Source organism: Akkermansiaceae bacterium, assembly GCA_024233115.1.
Classification (GTDB): Bacteria; Verrucomicrobiota; Verrucomicrobiia; order Verrucomicrobiales; family Akkermansiaceae; genus Oceaniferula.
On the sequence record JACKQB010000005.1, the window covers coordinates 236,564 to 257,755 of the forward strand.

15 protein-coding genes and 1 pseudogene are annotated in these 21,192 nt (G+C 56.8%); 11 read left to right on the forward strand and 5 right to left on the reverse strand.

Features of this window, described 5'->3' with window-relative positions; genetic code table 11:
• Positions 1-36 precede the first annotated feature (36 nt).
• Positions 37-2,274 carry an alpha-N-acetylglucosaminidase gene (locus tag H7A51_14810; protein MCP5537490.1) on the forward strand — a complete coding sequence of 746 codons (2,238 nt, stop codon included), beginning with the start codon at positions 37-39 and terminating at the stop codon, positions 2,272-2,274.
• Entirely contained in the window at positions 2,271-4,505 is a 2,235-nt protein-coding gene (locus H7A51_14815; protein ID MCP5537491.1) for a hypothetical protein, read from the forward strand. Before H7A51_14810 ends, H7A51_14815 begins: the two co-directional genes overlap by 4 nt.
• 161 nt (positions 4,506-4,666) lie before the next feature.
• On the opposite strand, the gene H7A51_14820 is transcribed toward H7A51_14815, so the two are convergent.
• Positions 4,667-5,341, reverse strand: a complete 675-nt coding sequence (locus H7A51_14820) for a PEP-CTERM sorting domain-containing protein (protein ID MCP5537492.1) — start codon at positions 5,339-5,341, stop codon at positions 4,667-4,669.
• Positions 5,342-5,714: 373 nt separating this feature from the next.
• Between H7A51_14820 and H7A51_14825 the strand changes: the two genes are divergently transcribed.
• Both H7A51_14825 and H7A51_14830 read left to right on the forward strand, forming a co-directional pair.
• Positions 5,715-6,275 (forward strand): hypothetical protein, encoded by a 561-nt coding sequence (locus tag H7A51_14825; protein ID MCP5537493.1) that lies wholly within the window; start codon positions 5,715-5,717, stop codon positions 6,273-6,275.
• A pseudogene (locus tag H7A51_14830) lies at positions 6,251-6,325 on the forward strand (PEP-CTERM sorting domain-containing protein). Before H7A51_14825 ends, H7A51_14830 begins: the two are co-directional and overlap by 25 nt.
• A gap of 202 nt (positions 6,326-6,527) precedes the next feature.
• On the opposite strand, the gene H7A51_14835 reads toward H7A51_14830, so the two are convergent.
• Together H7A51_14835 and H7A51_14840 are read right to left on the reverse strand one after the other, a co-directional pair.
• The gene (locus tag H7A51_14835) at positions 6,528-9,377 is read right to left on the reverse strand and encodes a glycosyl hydrolase (protein MCP5537494.1); all 2,850 of its coding nucleotides are present in this window, start codon (positions 9,375-9,377) and stop codon (positions 6,528-6,530) included.
• A gap of 487 nt (positions 9,378-9,864) precedes the next feature.
• Positions 9,865-10,545, reverse strand: coding sequence for a PEP-CTERM sorting domain-containing protein (locus H7A51_14840; protein MCP5537495.1), 681 nt, complete (start codon positions 10,543-10,545; stop codon positions 9,865-9,867).
• Between the two features lie 194 nt (positions 10,546-10,739).
• Between H7A51_14840 and H7A51_14845 the strand changes: the two genes are divergently transcribed.
• From H7A51_14845 to lpxA, 7 genes are all read left to right on the forward strand, one after another.
• Positions 10,740-10,976 carry a hypothetical protein gene (locus tag H7A51_14845; GenBank protein ID MCP5537496.1) on the forward strand — a complete coding sequence of 79 codons (237 nt, stop codon included), beginning with the start codon at positions 10,740-10,742 and terminating at the stop codon, positions 10,974-10,976.
• Positions 10,977-11,024: 48 nt separating this feature from the next.
• Positions 11,025-12,422, forward strand: a complete 1,398-nt coding sequence (locus tag H7A51_14850) for a sulfatase-like hydrolase/transferase (GenBank protein MCP5537497.1) — start codon at positions 11,025-11,027, stop codon at positions 12,420-12,422.
• Between the two features lie 256 nt (positions 12,423-12,678).
• Positions 12,679-15,933, forward strand: coding sequence for a right-handed parallel beta-helix repeat-containing protein (locus H7A51_14855; protein ID MCP5537498.1), 3,255 nt, complete (start codon positions 12,679-12,681; stop codon positions 15,931-15,933).
• Positions 15,930-16,574 (forward strand): sigma-70 family RNA polymerase sigma factor, encoded by a 645-nt coding sequence (locus H7A51_14860; GenBank protein ID MCP5537499.1) that lies wholly within the window; start codon positions 15,930-15,932, stop codon positions 16,572-16,574. Before H7A51_14855 ends, H7A51_14860 begins: the two co-directional genes overlap by 4 nt.
• Positions 16,571-17,653, forward strand: coding sequence for a hypothetical protein (locus tag H7A51_14865; GenBank protein MCP5537500.1), 1,083 nt, complete (start codon positions 16,571-16,573; stop codon positions 17,651-17,653). Before H7A51_14860 ends, H7A51_14865 begins: the two co-directional genes overlap by 4 nt.
• 155 nt (positions 17,654-17,808) lie before the next feature.
• The gene (locus H7A51_14870) at positions 17,809-18,531 is read left to right on the forward strand and encodes a PEP-CTERM sorting domain-containing protein (GenBank protein MCP5537501.1); all 723 of its coding nucleotides are present in this window, start codon (positions 17,809-17,811) and stop codon (positions 18,529-18,531) included.
• A 133-nt stretch (positions 18,532-18,664) separates the two neighbouring features.
• Positions 18,665-19,444: an acyl-ACP--UDP-N-acetylglucosamine O-acyltransferase gene (gene lpxA / locus H7A51_14875; protein ID MCP5537502.1), complete on the forward strand. Its 780-nt coding sequence runs from the start codon at positions 18,665-18,667 to the stop codon at positions 19,442-19,444.
• Between the two features lie 110 nt (positions 19,445-19,554).
• Here the strand turns inward: lpxA and H7A51_14880 are convergent, their stop codons facing one another.
• Together H7A51_14880 and H7A51_14885 are read right to left on the reverse strand one after the other, a co-directional pair.
• Positions 19,555-20,169, reverse strand: coding sequence for an N-acetylmuramoyl-L-alanine amidase (locus tag H7A51_14880; protein ID MCP5537503.1), 615 nt, complete (start codon positions 20,167-20,169; stop codon positions 19,555-19,557).
• Between the two features lie 62 nt (positions 20,170-20,231).
• Positions 20,232-21,185 carry a hypothetical protein gene (locus H7A51_14885; GenBank protein MCP5537504.1) on the reverse strand — a complete coding sequence of 318 codons (954 nt, stop codon included), beginning with the start codon at positions 21,183-21,185 and terminating at the stop codon, positions 20,232-20,234.
• Between the last annotated feature and the right edge of the window lie 7 nt (positions 21,186-21,192).

Sequence of the window (21,192 nt, forward strand, 5' to 3'; positions counted from 1 at the left end):
AACCAATCGGAATTCCTTTCAACAAGCGTCAACCGTATGTTCAGGCATTGCCTCATCACCATCGTATCCGCCGCGGCGACCTTGAGCCATCTCGGCGCGGCGGAGAATCATCAAGTGCCTGAGGCAAGCGCGATTCAGTCGGCGGCGGAAGGGCTGGTCAAGCGCGTTGTCGCTGAGTGCGCGGGGGGATTTGTCGTCGAGGTCATTCCCGCTGACGCCGGCAAGAATGTTTTTGAGGTGGAGTCCAAGGACGGCAAGATCGTTTTGCGTGGCGACAACGGGGTCAGTATCGCTTCGGCACTCAATTACTATTTGAAAAAATACGCCCAATGCCATCTTTCCTGGTGCGGGGATCAGCTGGACCTGCCCGACCCCTTGCCGACCGTGCCCGCCAAAGAGCGCGTGGTCAATCCGCATCGCTACCGCGTGATGTTCAACTACTGCACCTACAATTACACCTGCTCGTGGTGGGGCTGGGAACGCTGGGAACGCGAGCTGGACTTTCTCGCCATGAACGGCATCAACACGCCGCTGGGTGTGCTCGGCATCGAGGCTGTCTGGTATAACACCCTGCTCAAACACGGCTTCAGCGACGCGGAGGCGCGGGCGTTTTTGGTGGGGCCCGCTTACTTTGCGTGGCAGTGGATGACCAACATCGAAGGCCACTGCGGGCCGCTGCCCAAAAGCTGGATCGACGCCCGCGTGCAGCTCGGGAAACTTTGGTTCGCCCGCGCGCGCGCACTCGGCATGACCCCGATTCGGCAAGGCTTCTCTGGCAATGTGCCGCGCTTGCTGAAGGAAAAAATGCCCAAGGCCTCAATCGCCCTGCAGCCGCCTTGGTGCGGGTTCACGGGTTCGGCGCAACTCGACCCGACGGATCCCTTTTTCAAAAAAATCGGCAAAACTTTTCTGGAGGAAAACATCCGCCTCTTCGGTGCCGAGGATCACCTCTGGGCGGCGGATCCCTTTCACGAATCCGAGCCACCGCAGGGAGGGTCGGAGTATCTCGACGCCGTGGGCAAGACGATCTTTGCCCTCATGCAGGAAGTCGATCCGCAAGCGATTTGGGCGATGCAGGCGTGGTCAATCCGCGAGCACATCGCCTGTGCTGTGCCGAAGGGAAAGCTGCTAGTGCTTGACCTCGGCGGTGGCAGGAATAACTTTTGGGGGCACGACTTTGTGAAGGGGCAGTTGCACAACTTCGGCGGCCGCATCAACCTGCACGGCGACTTGCGCGACATTTGCAGCAACCGCTTTGCCGCCGCCGCCAAAGAAATTCCGCAATGCAAGGGCATGGGTTTGTTCCCCGAAGCCATCATGCAGAACCCCGTTTTCTATGACTGCGTCTTTGATATGATTTGGCGCGATGCCCCCGCCGAGCTGGAAAACTGGCTCGACGCCTACACGCAGCGCCGCTACGGAAGCGACTCGGCAAACGCCAAGGCCGCTTGGAAAATTTTGTCGGATGGTCCTTACCGTCGCGGCACCAGTGGAGTCGAAAATAGCTCGATGATCGCCGCGCGTCCCGCACTCAGCGCGAAGAAATCCGGACCCAACAACGGCTTTGCCATTCCTTACGAGCCGCAGGATCTGGTAGCGGCACTCGACTTGTTGCTCAAGGACGCCGACAAACTCGGAAACACCGACACCTACCGCTACGATGTGGTGGACATCATGCGCCAGATTCTCTCCAACTACGCCCAAGTCCTGCATCGCGAAATCCGCGAGGCGTATCAAAAGAAAGACAAGGCACTTTTCAAAACCAAGACCGCCGCCTTCTACGCGCTCTTGGAAGACGCCGACCGCCTCTTGGCGACGCGCTCGGAATTTCTTTTTGGCAAATGGCTGGCAGACGCCCGCGCCTGCGGAACTTCTCCCGAAGAAAAAGCACTCTACGCCCACAACGCCGCGATGCTGGTGACCCTCTGGGGGCCCGACGAGGGGAAAAACGGAGGTGAGGCTCAGATTTTCGATTACTCCTGGCGCGAGTGGTCCGGCCTCATCAGCCGCTACTACCTGCCGCGCTGGCAAAAGTTTTACACGATGCTGGAAAGCTCCATCGAGCAAGGCAACTACCAAGACCCCGGCAAACAAGTCCACGGCCGCGAGTCGCTTCGCGCCAATGCCTTCTACGCCGAGCTCGCCACCTGGGAGATCGCCTTCGCCGCCCATCCTCCGCGCGACCTGCCGGCAGCAGCCCATGGCGACCCCGTCGCCGTGACCCGCGCATTGTTCAAAAAATACCGCCCACATATTCACGCAAATCCATCATGAAAAATTCTCGAAAACCATTCCCCTGTGCCTCGATTCTAGGCTCCTTCCTCCTCGCGTTCACCTTACCGGCTTCCGCCGCACAAATGCCGGACGCCTACGACGTCATTTGGGACTCCCCGAGCGACAACTCACGCGGCTCCATGCCGATCGGCAATGGTGACATCGGCGCCAACGTCTGGGTTGAGCCATCTGGAGACATCGTGCTTCTGCTTTCAAAAACAGATTCCTTTGACGAGTTTAATCGCTTGCTCAAGCTGGGTCGCGTCCGCATTAGCCTATCGCCCAAAATCAACCTGGACAAGGCATCGTTCAAATGGCGGCTGAACCTGGCTGAAGGGCACATTTACATCACCGACGGCAAGACGAAAATCCGCGTCTGGATCGATGCCAATAATCCCGTGGTGCAGGTGGACGTGGTAAGCGAGACGCCGATTTCCGTAAAGGCAACAACTGAAATCTGGCGCACGGAAAAAAGAAAGCTCGACCGCCGAGAAGGTGGCGAGAGAGAAGAAACATCCTGCGCTTACAATCGCCCAGAAAAAAAACTCGTCAATCCGGACATTATTCTCCCTCACGGCAAAAACGAAATCACCTGGTGCCACCACAATCTCGAATCCCAATGGCGCGCCAACCTCGAACTCACCGCCCTCGGCGATCAGGTGGACAAGATGACGGATCCCGTTCTGCACCGCACATTCGGCGTGGTCATGCGCGGCGACGGCTTTTCCGCCGCCTCCGGCACCGAGTTGAAAACAACAAAGCCGACCAAGCGATTCAGCCTGCAATGTTTCGCCCTCACCAACATTTCCGATTCGCCGCAATCATGGAAAAATGCGACGGACGCCATGGCAAGCAAAATGGATTCGGACACGACGAAACGCTTCGCCGCGCACAGTGCCTGGTGGAAATCATTTTGGAATCGCAGTCACATTTACATCACATCCGGAGCGGACGCCAAAGTCGTTTCCGAGGCCTACATCTTGCAAAGATACGTCAACGCCTGTGGCGGTCGCGGCGCTCTGCCCATCAAGTTTAACGGCACGATCTTCACCGTAGATCAAGTATTCGACGCCGACTTCCGCCGCTGGGGTGGTGCGTACTGGTGGCAGAATACCCGTCTGCCGTATTGGAGCATGCTGTATTCCGGCGACTACGACCTCATGACTTCCATGTTTGACATGTATACCGCCATGCTGCCCTTGCGCGAAGCAGCGACGAAAAAATACTACAATCACGAAGGCGCGTTTTTCCCAGAAACCCTCTATTTCTGGGGCAACTACACCGACGATAATTACGGCATAGACCGCACGAACAAACCGGACGGCCTGACCGACAATGAATACATCCGCCGCTACTGGCAAGGCGGGATAGAGCTGGTCGGTATGGCGCTCGATTACTACGACGGCACGCAAGACAAAGCATTTCTCGAAAAGACATTGTTGCCGCTGGCAAAATCGGTCACTCTGTTTTTTGACCAACATTGGAAACGTGGCGACGACGGAAAGATTTTCTACTCACCTGCGCAGTCTCTCGAGACTTGGTGGTCAGCGGAAAACCCGACGCCAGAAATTGCCGGCATGCGCTACTTGATCCCGCGCTTGCTAGAACTCCCCGCAGATGCGCAAACGAAGGAGAGGTGGAAAAAACAACTCGCCGACCAGCCAAACATCCCGACGCAAGTCATAGACGGGAAGACCTATGTGCTGCCGGCGGACAAGTTCAGCAACTGTAAAAACTCCGAAAACCCGGAGCTCTACGCCGTCTTTCCATACCGGCTTTACACCCTCGCCCACGGCGATGAGAAAGTGGAGATCGGACGCAATACATTCAGCGTGCGCCGCAACCGCGACAATGGCGGCTGGCAACAGCAACCCATTCAATCCGCCCTCCTGGGTCTCGGCAAGGAATCACAGCAACTCGTCTCCCAACGCGCCAGAGGAAAAGCCGGCGGCTATCGTTTCCCCGGCTTCTACGGCCCGAACTACGATTGGACGCCCGACCAGGATCAGATCGGCGTTTTCCAAATCGGCCTTCAATACATGCTGATGCAGTGCGAAGGAGAAAAAATCATCCTCTTGCCTGCATGGCCCAGGGACTGGGACACATCCTTCAAACTCCACGCCCCCGGAAAAACCATTGTCGAAGGCGAAGTTAGAAACGGGAAAGTCGTTAAACTCAAAGTCACCCCGGAATCACGCCGCAAAGACGTGACAATCTGCCCCGCGCAGTAAGTGCTTTTTTCTTTGATCCCGGTGCCCGGCCTGGGGGAGATGGCCTTCTCCCCAAGGCGCGGGATGCGGGGATGGTAGGACAGTATGATTCCGGGGCAGGCGGCTGGGACAGGTGAAAACCAGCCGCGATGACTTTCCTGCGGCGCGGGACCGTGTGCTCCTTAGCCTTTACGGCGGCGGAGTATCAGGGCAAGCCCGCCCAGGCCGAGAAGCGCTGCGGACGACGGCTCGGGCACCGCGACGAGCAGAATGGAGTTGAAGGTGGCACGTTGGGCACCTGAGGGGCGAAACATCTTCACTGTATGACTTGTCAGATCCGCCGTGAAGTAAACCTCTTCAACCACACCAGTGTCGTCACCGTAGTTCACGCCGGTGTGGAGCTGGGTGCTCACGCCATTTGGATTAAAGTAAAGGGAGTGGCCACGCAGGGGGTTGTTGCCTATGTCATGCTGGGAAGTCATCAACAGCTGGTACTGCCGACCCACGATTAGGTTGTTCAACGTAATCACACCACCGGCACCATTGAAGTCAGTATTCATTCCGTTCTCCATCAGGGTAGCCAGGCCACCCGTGTAATGGGCTGCGGTAGCGGAGCTGCTCATTGCGTTAGGGAATTCCGCGATGACGATGTCCGTGGGTTGGGAGGTGCTGTAAAGCACACCACCCACGGTGGCTGACGCCGTGCCATTCGCGTTCCAGGCATGCACGACAGAGGTGTAGAGCGCGTTTGGAGTCAGGTTGGCATCGGTTACGGCGAGTGTCGAGGATGCCGTGACAGCAGCCTGCGATGTCGCGGCAAGCGCGAGGAAAGAGAGGGTCGTTATTGTTTTTTTCATGGGAATGGTTTTGTTTGACGGGGTTTTACGTAGGCAACAGGGGCGCGGTTCTCGTAAAAAAACGAACGTTTATATGCACATGTCCCTACCAGAGGAGTTGGCAATATGTCAATAAGAAACGAGAAAAGCAATCTCAAAATGCTGTCTATTTGTCCCAGGTTGTAAGTTCGTCATGACGAAGCATGACTCTCTCCTCTACATTCTCTGCACCCTGCCTCATGGTCGGTGTGGGCCTTTAACGATAGACCGACCTAAAACACACTGGAAAAATCACAGCAATATCGAACTTGAGATTGACATAGGAGATCTACTCTGACTGAATTTAAGGCAATGGTTTTCCCGAAACCGAACTGATAGCAAAAACACATCAGATATGAAAAAACCAATTCTTGCCGCCGCTCTCATAAGTTCTGTCATTGCCCCCTCGTCATCAGCAGCCATATCGCTTGTTGCAGGGGCAACTGCCGGGCCACACATGTTTATTGGCAACACCACCACAAGTAAATGGAATACAGTCCCCGCTGGAGCTTTTGCGAATGTCTACTGGGATGCCGATGCTGATGACATTTTTGGCGAAACAGCCATCAGTGAAAATTCTGGCAACGCTGTTGGAACACTCGGTTTTACCATCAATATTACGGATGGCAGTTCATATAACTTTGCAATCGAAGGCTTCTCTATAGCGGATCCTACTAGTATTTTCGCTGAATTTGATATTCATAAAACCGACAGCAGCATCGAGAGACTTACCGTTGCCCAGGGAATCACTAAATCTTTCACCGATTCAAATGGTGACAAGTGGGAGGTAAGTTATGCATTTACGGCGGGAGGATATGGAGATGTCGTCAAAAACATTGATAGTGTGCCAGGCGGTGCAGCAATGATCACAAAAGCGTCCTTACCTTCACCGCTGTTCCCGAGCCGTCTTCCATAGCGCTGCTCGGGCTCGGCGGACTTGCCTTGATCCTGCGTCGTCGCAAATAGCCCCTTTTCCTGCTCCCTTCTTTCCGGTATTAGGAGACAGCCTTTAACGGTGGTAATCGGCTCTGTTCATCCACCGGAGGAAGTCGATATAGCGTATAAGTCGATGTCGGAAATTGAACCCGGATGATGCTGGTTTCACGGCTTTTCCCGGAAATGAACTGCACATTCCGGGTGGAAGCGGGGTAGGTGGTTTGTCGGCTCTTTAACGAGGGAGAGTGAGGGTCTCTACCCCGTGTGGGGGCAGGGTGATGGTTTTGTCCTCCTTGTTGGGGCGCGTTAACGTGACTTTCTCCGGCTGGTCGGAGAGCGAGCGCAGCGAAACGCGCAGACCGTCGGCTTGGGCCTTGACGCCCGCGATGACCACTTGCGGGTTGTCGATGCGCACAGGTGGGGTGATGTTGAGGGCGTTTTGGGTGGTGGTGGCAAGTAGGGGGCGCGCCTGTTCGGTGCCGAAGCGGTTGGCGTCGGCTGCGTTGTAATCCCCGACATGCGGCAGGATGGCGTAGCGGAAGCGGAGGACTCCCGACTGGCTCAGCTGGAAGTTGGTGTGCCAGTGGTTGTTGAGTGCCCAGGAGTAAATGGTGGCGGTTTGGGGAAGCTCGCGCAGCCATTCGGGAGAGCCCGACGCGGGGCCAAGTATGTTGGCAGTCATCGTACCCACCTGGAAGAGGGGTGCGTCGGGGCTCACCCAGGTGACTCCTCCCTGCGGACCCGAGATGTCGAGCCAGCGTTGGAAGCAGATCCAGTTGCGGTTGGCTTCGGGGAAAAAGTCCTTGTCCACCTGCACCACGCCCCAGGGGATATCCATGCGGATGACGGGGTTGGCGACATCAAAGGCAAAGCCAAAATGCACGCCTTCTTTTTCTCTCACGTCGAGCTTGTCGAGGGTGTCGATGATTTCCACCCGGGGGTTATTGGCCAGCAGGCGGATTTCGCGTTTGAGCCAAACGCAGCCCGGCGCCTGGCTCTCGACCATGAGCGAAATGACCGAGGGTCCTTTTTCTAAAATACGGATTTTGACCGCTTGCGGGTGTTCCGCTTGCTCGGGTTTTTGTCCGCCGCGCAGGTAGGAAAAGCTGTTGGCGCCTTCTTTTACAAACTCCTTGCCCGCGTGGGTGATACTTGCGATGTCTCCGGTCCCGGGATTCAAGGAGACGCGGACGATGCCATTGTCGAGTGTCGTCTCAGTGACTTTGAGCGCGGAGCCTGGCTGCGGCGCTTCCTTGCCCAGACGGTAGGACTTTGCTCCCATCGCCGGTACGGAGTCCGCCCAAAAGACCCGCGAGCCATCGGAGAGTTTTTGGGTCGGCAGGGGATTTCCTTTTTCATCGGTGATGCCCTCCACCCCGTCGGGCAAGGTCACGAGTCCCGGGCGATCCCAGGAGAGCGTGTTAAAGACGGTGAGGAATTTCCCTTGCGGATCGCTGACAGGTGCCAGGGCACGCTTGAGAAGTGTTTCGCTGTCGCGCCGCGCGTTTTCAAAAAAGGCAAACTTCTCGCGCAGAATGTCGCCGCTGATGGGTTGCTGATCGGGTCGGGAATAGCACCAGGTGTGCTCCGAGCCCATGAGCACATTGCGCCACGCGGCATCGAACGCGTCGCGGGGAGCGGGGGTGCCGGGTTGCAGCATCGCCCAGAGCACTTCGTTTTGAATGAGCAGCTCCTTGCTGTTGCGGTTCATAGCCGTCTGCTTGGCAGCGGTGCCTAGGCCATCGGTCCAGCATTCGGTGAACTCGCCGCGCCGCGTAGGAATGACTGCGCCATATTTCTTGTCAAAGGTCTCCATGATTTCGTCGGAGGTGGCAATGACCAGATGCGGATAGGCGTATTCCTCGTTCCAGCTTTTTACCGCGTCGGGCAGATCCGCGTCGATGGGCATGTTGTCCGCCATTGCCCAGGACATGGGGAAAATGTCGTAGGGGTATTTGGGATTCCTTTCCAAGGCGGCGAGTGTTGGCCAGAGATAGGCATCGATGAATTTCTCGCGTGGATTGTCTGTTTTGATGATGACGGGCAGCTTGCTGCGGTCGGTCTGTCCCATCATCTGCGGCCAGAAATGTTTCCCTTTGATATCTGCCCCCGGGCCATATCCGCCCGGTTGGATGCAGAGCACCTTGGACTTGCCATCGGGGCCCTGCCACCAGAACGGGTAAAAGGAAAGGTCGTTGGTGCGGCCGATGCGGTCGCCCCAGTTGATAAACATCAGCACATAGGGAATGTCGTGCTGCGCCGCCGCCGTGACCGTTCCCCAGCTCATGCCCGGCACATCGACTTGCATGAGGGTCTTGAATTTTCTGCCCGTCATCCTGCCTATTTCTTGCGCGGGCCCAAAAAAGGCATCAAACTCCTCGTCGGCGGAAACCGAGGTGTTGTCGTTGATGTAGCCCGCCCCCACGTGAATGATTCCTTCGGCAATGGCTTTGAGCATCGCGTCTTTTTCCTCCCGCGTGCCATTGGCCAGTGTGCGCTCGGCGGGCCAAGCGACCTCGGTGTCCCACTTGAAGCGGGCGTCCTTGGGGTAATGCGCCGTGGCACGCGCCAGCTTGATGGCCTGCTGGATGTTGTTGCGGTGGATATACTCGACGTTGGCATGGGTGTTGGTGTAGCCGATGTCCACGTGGGAGTGGGGTAAGATATACACCGTCCACTGTCGTTTGGCGGCGACCTCAATGGAGGCGTCGCGCTTGTTTCCACCTGATTGGAGGCGGAGCTTTACCTGCGCGGCCTTCTCGACGGAAACCCCTGCCGGAAGCAAAACCGCCACCTGCTCCCGTCCCTCGGCCGAGGCCTCAAAGTGAAACACCTCCGCCTTGCCGCCATCGGCGGCAACATGGACATCGGCGGCATCAAAGAGCTTGCTTTGCTCAAAGCGCACAATCAACTCGCGTCCGGCCTGTCCGTCGGCGCGGTGGCGATAGACCCCGCTGTCTTCGGCGCGAATGCATGTGGGGAAGGGATGGTTCCCAGCGGCAATCGTCCGCAAACCGCCGCCAAAAAACGACAGTGCGCAGGCGCATAGGATGATCTTTTTGAATGATGGTTTTTTCATCATGGTATTAATGGGTTGGCATGTACTTCCATCTGTTCACTTCAACATACATCACAGAAACGCCTTGCTTTCATGAGATGCCGCTAAAACGATCAAACGGAGAAAACCCCGGCCCGACTGGCGGACCGGGGTCTCTTGGTTGGGTGTGGTTATTTGTGTGAATCTTAGAGGTAGAGTCGTGTCCAAGTAATGAAGCAACCTAGCCTGATGATTGTCCCGGTGGCAAGAATTATTTTCAAGCTCCTGGCGCCTGGGAGAGGCATGATCAGGCAGTGTGATAGAACATTCCTACGGACCTTTTCGCACACTTTACCGGGGAAAAAAGAGTGGTGTGGTCGCATCACTCAAGCCGGTCCCCTGAGGGGAGGCGTCAGTTGTTGGAGAAGCCGGTGTTGGGGGGCCTGTACAACGTAAGGGCGATGCATAAAAAATCCCATTCCAACCCGTTGAGCGGGCTGGATGGGATGAAACAATAAATTGGCGGTGTAATCTACCTGCGGCGGCGCAGAACCAGGGCAAGTCCGCCGAGTCCTAGCAGTGCGGCGGAAGAGGGTTCCGGCACGGCATTGATCGTGAAGTTTCTGTATTCAATTCCACCGCTCGTAGAAGTAATACGGAAATCGACGCTGGTGATTCCTGTATCCGTTAGGGTGAGGTCGATGGAATCAAAATTACCGCTGTTGCGCCCGTTGAACACGGTGGCTGCACCGGCTGGGTTATAGACCCCGCTGCCATTGATGGCATACACAACGCTGTAGCCCCGGCCGACACCATTGTTGCCAGTAGAGGCGCGTGCTTCAAACGTGAGGCTAGCGAGGTCGAAGGTTCCAGAGTTTGCTGAGACACCGAAGCTGAAGTAAGCAGTGCCTCCCGATCCCGGATCCGCGGTGACGGTTCCATAATTTGCGTTATGGGACTCACTGTTTCTAAAGCGGTATCCCCCAAATCCATCGGGGTTTAGGCCTCCCGTATTTGCGTTTGTTCTGAGCTCGGGATCGGTGGTGCCCGTGTAGCCAGCAGCCGTGGTAATGGTTGTTTTGCCGGTTATCCAGTTGATGCTTCCAGACGTAGTGGCATCGCTGTTAAATGACGCAATGTTATATAAAACCGCTGCCTGAGACGTAGCTAAGGTCAAAGCAATCGTTGCCAATATACCTGTTGTGATTTTCATTGTGTTATCGGAGATTGTTCCTTCCAAGCGAGAGGGACTCTATGGTTTCATAGCGAGAATGAGCCTATGGTTTCTTGGAAAATTTGTCTAGAAAATAAGTTGAATAGGGTGTGGTTTTTTTCGGTGTTTTTGTGGTACTTTGAAAAAAGTGAACTTAAAGCCTGTGCGATTGAACGGGTGTGTAGAATCAGGCAGTGATGAATACAAACAAATCACATACCACCGAAGTCTCCCAAGCGGAGTTAGAGTTACTTGAAGCGATGAGAGCCGCCCCCGTATTAACGCAACAAGTCACAGCCATACTTAAAGGTTTTGAAGCTGAAACTGACAAGGGAATGGATGCCTGTCAGGCAGAACTTCACGCAGTTGAACTCACCAGAACAGGACAACGGGACAGATCTTTTGGCAGGACAGCAATCTCCTGGCAGTGAGCTGAATCGGTGCTTCCTTCGCTGCGGTTTTTCACCCAGGCTCGGGTCATGAAACTACTCTCCCATGTTTACTTGTTTGGACTCACCCTGGCTCTCGTTGCACCGGTGGTCGGCGCAGCGGTGGGAAAACCGAACGTCATCATCATCTACACCGACGACCAGGGATCGGTTGATGCACATTGTTACGGTTCCAAGGACCTGAAGACGCCTAACATTGACAGGCTCGCGGAGACGGGTGTCCGCTTTACCCAGATGCTGGCGCCGTCGGCGATCTGCTCCGCGTCCCGGGCCGGGATGTTGACTGGTCGCTTCCCGGCGCGGGCCGGGGTGCCTGACAATGTGTCGTCGGAGCAGGGAAAAGCCGGCATGCCGACAAGCGAAGTGACGATCGCGGAGCTGCTCAAGGCGAACGGCTACGCCACCGGGCATGTGGGCAAGTGGCACCTCGGCTACACCCCGGAGACGATGCCGAACGCGCAGGGGTTCGATCACTCCTTCGGCCACATGGGCGGCTGCATCGACAACTACTCCCACTTCTTCTACTGGAACGGCCCAAACCGGCATGACCTGTGGGAAAATGGCAGGGAAATCCGGCGCGACGGCGAGTATTTCGGCGACCTGATGGTGGCCGAGGTGAAGGCGTTCATCGACAGGCAGAAGGAGGTGCCGTTTTTCATCTACTGGGCGATCAACTGGCCGCACTACCCGCTGCAGGGCACCTCGAAATGGCGGAACTATTACCAGGACCTGCCGCATCCTCGCGACAAGTATGCGACCTCCGTTTCCACCACCGATGAGCTGGTCGGTATGGTCCTCGACCACCTCGAAGCGGCGGGCCTTCGGGAGAAGACGCTGGTGATTTTCCAGAGCGACCACGGTCACTCGGTCGAGCAGCGTGCCTTTTCCGGCGGCGGATCGGCCGGCCCCTACCGCGGGCACAAGGGAAACCTCTTTGAGGGTGGCATCCGGGTCCCCTCGGTGGTCAGCCTGCCCGGGAGCCTGCCTGAGGGGGTAGTGCGGGACCAGCTTGTGACCGGTTGCGACTGGTGGGCGACGATCGCGGAGTTGACGGGTGCAGCGATTCCCCAGGGGCATCATCTCGACGGAGCATCCATCGTGGACGTCATCCGCGACGCGGACGCGAAGTCGCCGCACGAGACGTTCTACTGGCAGCTCGGGGGAAATCCGGAGCATGCAAGGTGGGTGGTGCGTGACGGCGACTGGAAACTGCTTGGCAACACCACGGAAATCGTCCGACCCAAGGGCGTGGCGGAACTCACCAGGGACGACCGCCGCCTTTTCCTGGTCAACCTGGCGGAGGACATCGGCGAATCGAAAAATGTCGCCGCCGCACACCCCCAGGTCGTCATGAAAATGCTGAAGCTCAAAAAGTCCTACGCAAAAAGCATCCACGCAACCGTCGCCGCAAGGAACAAACGCAGGTGAATCCATCTGCTGCGAGAGGGGGAAAGACAGGATCATTGAAAGACATCGTCAGGTTGGTTGAAGCGCATGGTCATTTATGGAGTGAGCTGCCGGACGAACTCAAGGGGCTCATCGACCAGCCGGTTTGGCCGGACAAGATACCGCATCCCTGAGCCACATCGTGTAAAACAGATGTCAGGTTTGCCTTAGAACCGAAATATAATAGCGGTATTTTACCGCACCTATACCTATTGCACCTATCGCACCTATCGCACCTATGAAACCGACACTTATTATTGCCGTCTCGTTTTTTACAGCTCCTTTTTTGGCAGCCCAGACGATCATCAACGTGAATGATCATGGTGCCTTGCCCAATGATGGCGGGGCGAAAGGCGCGGCGCGTGCGGGTGACGACACCGCGGCGTTCAAGCAAGCCATTGCCGCGGCCAAGGCGGCGGCCGGTCCCGTCACCCTGTTCGTGCCGCCGGGGGTGTATGATTTTTATCCCGATGACGCCACCCAGCGTGCCTGTTTTACCAGTAACAGCACGGAAACGGGATCGCATGGCATGAAGACCCTGGCGATTGATGTGGTGGACGTGGATGATCTAACCATTTCCGCCGTGGGTGCCACTTTTATGATGCGCGGAAAGATGACGATGTTTGTGGCCGAGCAATGTGAGAACCTGACACTGCGCGGAATGACCTTTGATACCAGACGTCCGACGATGTCCGAGCTGACAGTCACCGAAAAAGGCGGCGATTACTGGATCGGCAAAGTGCATCCGGATTCGGACTACAGCATCATCGGTAGCAGGGTGCAATGGCTTGGCGAGGGGTGGGCCGACTACCACAACATGGTGCAGCACTATGATCCGGTGCAGAAAACCACCTGGCGCGGGGGCGACCCGACGTCCGGTGTTTCGTCGATTCAGGATCTGGGCGGCAACCGGCTGAAGTTTAACGTCACGGGAGGAGGCTTGGGCAATGCGGTGGTTGGCCGCACCTATCAGTTCCGCAATACCACGCGTGACCAGATCGGCATGTGGTTCAATCACTGCAAGGATGTGCTGATGCAGGATGTCACCGTGCGGGCGATGCACGGCTTCGGCATCCTCGGCCAGTTCACGGAAAACATCACTTACGAGCGATTGACCGTGGCGCCGGACCCGGCAAGCGGTCGCACCAATGCCTCGGCGGCCGATGTCACCCATTTCTCCGGTTGCAAGGGGCTGGTGCGCATTGTAGACAGCGTGTTAAGCGCGGCCCACGACGATGCGCTCAACGTGCACGGCACCCACCTGCGGGTGGTGGCCAAGCCGGCCGCCAGCCAGGTGCGGGTGAAGTTCATGCACCACCAGACATACGGGTTCCAGGCGTTTTTCCCAGGCGATGACATCAAGTTTATCAGTCGGACCACGCTGCTTCCCATCGGCTCCGCCAAGGTGACGGCGGTGGTGGTGGAAAACGAGACTGAACAGCTTCTGACTCTCGATCAAGCCGTCCCGGCGGCGGTTTCGGTGGGCAGTGACGCGGTCGAGAACGTCACCTGGACGCCGTCGTTCCAACTCATCAACTGTGATATCAAACAGATCCCGACGCGCGGAATCCTGGTGACCACACGCAGGCCGGTGCTGATCCAGGGGAACCGGTTTTTCCGCACCCAGATGGCAGCCATCCTCATCGAGGACGATGCCAACGGCTGGTTTGAATCGGGTAGGGTGCTGGATTTCACCGCCAAGGGCAACGTGTTTTACGAATGCGGCGGCGGTGGCGTGGTCACGGTGAACCCGGAGAACTCCAGCCATGGCGGCGCGGTGCATCAGAACTTTCTTTTTGAAGGCAACGAGTTTGTGATGAACAGCAACAAGGCATTCAGCTTCAAGTCGTCCAGCGATATCATGATTCGTAACAACAAATTTCGCATGAGAAACGGCAGTTCGCCGACGGCCCAGAGCCTGACCAGCCAGAGTCATGTTACCAATATTACCTTCGACGGTAACATCTCGGTTTCCTCCGCGAGTCCCTCGCTGAAGCCAGTGAATGGGGCCTTTGAACTCCCTGGCATTGGGGCTGGCGCTCAGACTCCCGGCCTTGCTTCCTGGTCGGGCACGGGTGGGGAACTGCTACTCGGCTCCGGTTTCACCGAGGATGATAACGCCGTTGGCTACACCGCGTCCCAGACCGCTTTGATTCCTGCGGGTGGTGCCATTTTTCAAAAGTTGGGGTATTACGATCCTGTCGATCAAACGGTTCTCAACTGGTCGCTGAGACAGACGACGCGCAGCTCTGGAATCGTCGGCTCAGGTGGGGCGGAAATTTCATTTTATCAAGGCGACGGGAGATTTCCGGAAACAGGAACCCTGGACTCCCTTGCCCGTGTCGGAAATGTCGTGTCACTATCGGCTCTTGGCTCTGGCCGGTTAAGCAGGCTGGCGCGCGGAAGCCTGGTGATGGACGGGCTCGAAGCTGGTGCCGAAATATGGGTCGCCATCAAGGCGGCCGCACAGGATGTCACGGTGGATGATTTTCTGGGTGTGGTTGCTAACTTTTCCCAACAGGTAGGGCTTGCCCAGTGGTTGATCGATGAAAATGTGCCCCCGGGCGAGACTGCCTACGATTCGGATTCCGATGGCGACCGAATGCCACTGCTCATTGAGTATGCCGTGGGTGGCAGGGACCCCATGACTGCGGAGTTTTCTCAGCTGGCTTGGGCGGCACCTGCCGAAGGTGGTGGTGAGGCATTCCATTTTATGCCCTCGGTTAGACCGGATGTGACGTTGATGGCGGAATATCAGATTGGAGGCTTGGCTTCCGATGGTTGGTTGCCGCTGGACGAGACCACACCGGGGTTTTCATGGATAGAAGGGGATGTGATGGCCGTTGTCCCGGATGAAATCGACGAGCGCATTTTTTTTCGGCTAAGAGCTGAAATGGTTTCAGTTTTGACTGTAACCAATGGAAGTTTTGAATCCCCTGACCGCACCGGAGCCGATCCTGCGTATTCAACAGAAGCTCCTGTTGGATGGGTGTTTACCGCATCGGTCAATGGTGGAGTGGAGGAAATCCGGGATGACCGCTTTGGCGTCTCCGGCAGCGAGGGCACCCGCCTGGACGCGTTGGGTGGGCGGGGGGATCAACTGGGTTACTTGAACCTGGGCAGTGGTGGCTCATCCTCGGCCAGCGCGGTGTCGGCTGCCGTCACGACGGTGCTGCCCGAGACCACTTACCGTGTCACCGTTGCTTATGGCACCAGGGTCAGCGGCGACCGCAGCCCGGACGGCACGCTGGGTTTGATGGTGGGAAGCACGGAACTTAGCTCACCTACCGTGATCGACGCGAGTAGCTTGGCTGCCGGTTTTACCGATATTAGTTTCGACTGGACTTCACCCGCTGTCGGTGATCCGTTGATTGGGCAAGATTTGCGGGTGATGTTAAGATTTTCCTATGCTAGTGACCTGGGCGGGTGGCAGCAGGCGCAAATTGACAATGTGCGGGTGGAAATTCTCCCGGAAAACCCACAAGTGAGATGAACGAGGACACCTCCGTGCCAGCTCCCACAGAATCCGGTGAACTCTCTATTTCCGGCAGGGATTGGTCGGAGTGTTCTCCCGGGGGACTGGGTCCAGCAGGTTGCGAAAACAGCGAGGCCTCGGTGTTTGCCAGTTACTACATGGCGTCCCGTGCCTCTATCAGGGCCTACCTGTTCACTATCCTGAAAGATGCCGCTGCCTGTGAGGACTGCATGCAGGAGGCGGCCCTGGAAATGTGGAAAAAACGGCAGGCCGACTGGAGTTTGTTAGACTTCCGCAAACTCGCATTTACCTACGCCCGGTTCAAGGCACTCAGTTGGTTAAAGAAGAACAAGCCGGCGGCACACTTACACCTCTCGCCTGAGCTTTCGGAGAAAATATCAATGCTGATCACGAGTGCTGACACCTCAAACAATAACATCCAAACCGAGCGCGTCGACGCCCTGCGGGAATGCATCGGATCCCTGCCGACAAAACAGAGGGAGCTTATCGAGGCCCGCTATGCTAAAAAACATGCCGAGGCACTCGAAGTCGTTGCCATCAAACAATCGCTTTCCATGAATACCGTTTACAAACAACTTGAACGTGTGCGCACAAAACTCCGAAAGTGTATCCACCGCAAGCTCGACCGCAGATCATGAAAAACGAACTTTCCCACGCAGAACTTCCGGCGGCGGATCCGGATCTGGTCAGCCTGGTCGATGCCTATCTTGAGGACCACCTGGATGCGGACCGGAAAAGGGAGCTGGAGCAGCGACTGGAAAATGAAAGCGCCGTGCGCGACTACTTCGTGGACCGGCTCAGGCTTCATGCCGAGCTCCATGAGATCCTCCAGCCCGCCCTGGTGGAAATCGTCCAGAAACGGCATATATTGTTAGATTATAAACGCGGGCTGCCCAGCGTGTCCGCCCGGCAAACCCATGTGATCCGTATCGGGGATCGACTGACCCGTAAATTCATCGAGCTTCCCCCCGATGCGGGAGGTTATAAGATCCATCCCCTGTTTTACGTCACGGTCGGGCTGGGATTGATGGCGGTTTTGCTGTCGGCATTCTTCATTTTCCGGGGGCAACGCACGCAACCCGTGCCGCCGCCTAAGCCGCCGACCCTGGTTTTCAGGAACCCGGGGTTTGAGGCGGTCGATCTTGCCGATGACGATGACGCGTTTACTTTCACACTACCGGACTGGCAGGATTACTTTCTGAGCCAGGACACGGGGACGTGTGATCTGTCCCGTTTTTCCGATGGCAAGTATCAAGCCCACTCCGGTAACAATGTCGCGGTGATCAAATGGCGGGGTTATGTCACCCAGCGTTTGAAATACTCGGACGGCAGCGACCTGCTGGCCCGGAAAGGCCTGCACCTGCGTGTCAGGGGCTGGGTTCTGGCCGGGGATGTCGAACACGAGTTCCCGCTGCGTTTCGCCCTGCGTGTGGTCAAAAACATCAAGCCGGAGATGCTGCAGTATGAGCCGTGTTACCAGATCCTGAAGCTCAAGGGGAGTGCGTGGAAAAAGTTCCAGGTTGACCTCGTTTTACCGGCCGAAGGGCTTGTTCTGTCGCCCAGTGACGCCGATCCCGGCGTTCGCGACCGGCCTCCGCTGGATATCACCGGCCATCCCTTGACATTGACTGCGGATAACCGGGGAGGTGGCGTCTTCTTCCTGGATGACCTGAGCGTGGAGATTGTGCCCCAAACCAGGGCAAAAAACGCCGAATAAATCACTCCACCTCCCCTTGTTTTGGGCTAAAATGGCCAATGTGCACAAAAAAGGCATTTTTTTTGGAGAAAAATGTCAGATGTGTGTGATTGGGGAAATAGCAGGTTATGGAGGCTTGGTGTTCTTGCCTCCCGCATAACCCAACAACATTTATCATGATGAAACTAAAACACAAAATTGCAGCTGTGCTCGCCCTTTCAGGCGCCATCACGGCAAGCTCCAGCGCGGCCCTCAGCGTTACCAACGGAGGCTTTGGAACTAACAACCAAAACGGAGGAACCGTCGATGGTGGCGGTTGGTTTGAAAGCGGCACCGACAACTGGGTCGACGGAACCTGGACGTGGGTGAACGGAGCTAACGTCGATGCAACGTCAAGTGGGGACACCGCTCTCCTGCTTATGGATGGCTCTGGCTCGATCGGCTACATCTATCAAAGCCTTGGAACGGTTGACGCAGGGGAAATAGCTCTGGGAACCCTTGCTGTGACTGCTGATTTTGCCGAGAAGAGCGACGGCAGCACCAACACCGCTGTTTTCGATTTCTATGTGGGTGCTTTTGGTGGTGCCGCCACTGGTGTGGACATTGACGCAAACCTTACCAGTCAAGCGACCATCGCATTGGATGCTGTGGGTCAGGGGTCGACAGCCGCTGCCGGTGACAATGCGCGTCACAATGGCGTGGCCGTTGGCACATTTGACATCAGCGGGTTGACTGCTGGTGATGAGGTTTGGATTCGTTTGACCGAGCTTAGACCAGGAGGCGTAACTACCGGCGATCTCATAGTCGACAATCTGTCCGTTAACATCGTTCCAGAGCCATCATCCGCAGCCCTCCTTGGCCTCGGTGGCCTGGCGTTGATCCTGCGTCGTCGTAAGTAAGGCTCCACCGGAACTGAATCCCACTGACCATCACCCAGCCCTTCCCGGTTTTTCCGGGACGGGCTGGTTTTTTGTCGGTGAGATTGCGGCATTTATCATTGGAAAATTCTCAAGTTGGAAATAAGCTGCCGCCATGCCTGAGATTCATCCAAGTGCCATTGTCAGTGAGCAAGCACGTCTAGCAGAAGATGTGACCGTCGGACCTTTCTGCATCGTTGATGCCGGCGTGGAGATAGGGCCGGGTTGTGTTATTGGCGCGCAGTCGTGGATCACGGGAAATACCCGGATGGGTGCGGGTAATCACATAGGTTATGGCTCGATCATCGGTGCCGATCCCCAGGCGGTGGGTTTCGACGCCTCCATCGACAGCAGCGTTACCCTTGGTGAAAACAACAATATCCGCGAGTATGTCACGATTCACCGGAGCACGCAAGCCGGCGGCAGTACCACGGTGGGCAATAGGAATTTCCTGATGACCGGTGTGCATCTCGCGCACGACGTGCAGATGGGAAGCAACAATGTGCTGGCTAACAATGTGATGCTTGCGGGGCATATCAAGATGGGTGACCACATCTTCCTTGGCGGCGGCGGCGGGTTTCACCAGTACCTTCATATTGGCTCCTACGCAATCGTCCAGGGCAATGCCGTGGTCAGCCGTGACGTGCCGCCGTTCTGTATGGCCCACGGTCGGAACGAGTTGGCGGGCCTCAACGTCATCGGCCTCCGACGCGGCGGGTTTACTCCCGAGGAAAGGGCGGATATCAAACGCGCCTACCACCTGCTCTTCCGCAGTGGCGGCAACATCGCGGAAGCCCTGGCCGCCGCGGACAAGACGACATGGACCGATGTCGCCAAGATGTTGCTCCACTCGGCCCGCCACGCATCGCGCAAAGGGCTGATGCAGCGGTCTTAGAAGCTTGCCCTCCCTAGCGGTCGCCCGCTGTAGGCCGGCATGAATCCCGTGCGTCCAGCTTGGATTTTGAAACTTGGTATTTGGAGTTTACAACTTAATGTTTAACACCGCTACCAGCTCCGCCTGTATCTCAGAATCCCCTCGCCAATCCCCTCGGCGAGCGACTGGCGATACCATGCCTTTTTCATCCGCGAACGCTCATTGTTGTTACTGACAAAACCACATTCGACCAGGATGGCCGGGTGCTTGGAGTGGCGGATGACGTAGAAGCGGGCGTATTTGACACCGCGGTTAGGTGTGCGCAGTTTGCTGGAAATGCCGTGTTGCACATAGGTGGCGAGTTTTTTCCCCTCGGCGCCGTAGTAGTAGGTTTCCAGCCCGCTGGGGTCACGTTTCCAGGTGTGGTTGTAATGCACACTCACAAAAATGGAGTTGCTGTACCGGTTGCCGAAGCTGACCCGCCCGGGCAGTGAGATAAACACATCACTGCGGCGCGTTGTTTTGGTGCGGATACCTTTTTGTTTCAGGTAATACTCAAGACGCAGCGCGGTATCCAGGGCGAGATGTTTCTCATAGACCTGACCGTGGCTTGCGCCCTTGTCGTGCCCGCCGTGACCCGCATCAATGATCACGTAGCGGAAACTTTTCGCCATCAGCCCGCCGGGTAGGACGGTTAGCATGGCGAGGATGGTGAGAATGAGGGTGCGCGTTGTTGGGATGGACATTCGTTGGAAAAGGAAATGGGGATGACGGAAGTGGTTTGAAATGCTTGTTCAAGCAGGTCGGCCTACTTGTAGATAAACGGAGGACGCTCGGAAATGTTGTGGATTTTCCTTTCTTGCTCGGCCTCGGCCTCGGCAGAGTAGGGGACACCGCCGGCCACCCTGACTACACCATCACCGAGGTCGACCAGGCGTGGATCACCCGATGCGCCCCGTTTGTGGTATGAGGTGAATTTGACCTGACCGTTGGGGGTGATGCAGGTGTGCCCGAAGAGGTCGGGTTTGACCTGGTAGATCGCGTGCATATTGTTGTCGCGATCCAGCGTGCCCGTCGGCCGGTGGAAGGTGAGGATTTTGCCCAGGGGGATGGTGGCGATGTTCTGTCCCCTGTTGGATGAGGATACATGGGCGAAGAGTTCCATGGCGCGATTGCCGGTAAAGGTCATCAGTTGATACTCGCGGATCTCCCCGGGTGCCTTGGGGATGCCGGCCCGCTGGACCCAGACCGTCCGGCCATTGGTAACGGTGAAATGTGCCCGGTTCGAGGTGAAGCCGTTGCGTGTCAATCCAGGCATGTTGACCACCGCCTGGCAGGTGTAGTTACCCATGCTGCCGAGTGCATACGATACGTTGAGTGAGACGTTGCGGGCCACGGTCTGACCCGAGGGAATCACCACGTTGCCGTAGTTGACCTGGCGGGCGATGGGGATGACCCGACCGCTGGAGGTGATGTGGAAATTGAGCCAGGGTCGGCTGTTTTCAGTACGCAGGACAAGCTGCCTGCCGGAATGGTTGGTGATGTGGACCGTCGCTGTTACCGGCTCGTTGAGGATGTAGTTCGACTTGTTCATCTGCAGGCGGACGGCCACCTGGGCACCGGCTTGCGGGAGGGTGGACAGGATGACAAAAAAGGCCAGCAGCAGGCCGGTCAGGCCGGTTGGTCTGCGCATCCGGTTGTTGCCGGCCAGGTTGGGGCGGGCAGGCATGGATGGGGTGTGGAGTCGGGTGTGGTGGCTCATAGGTGAT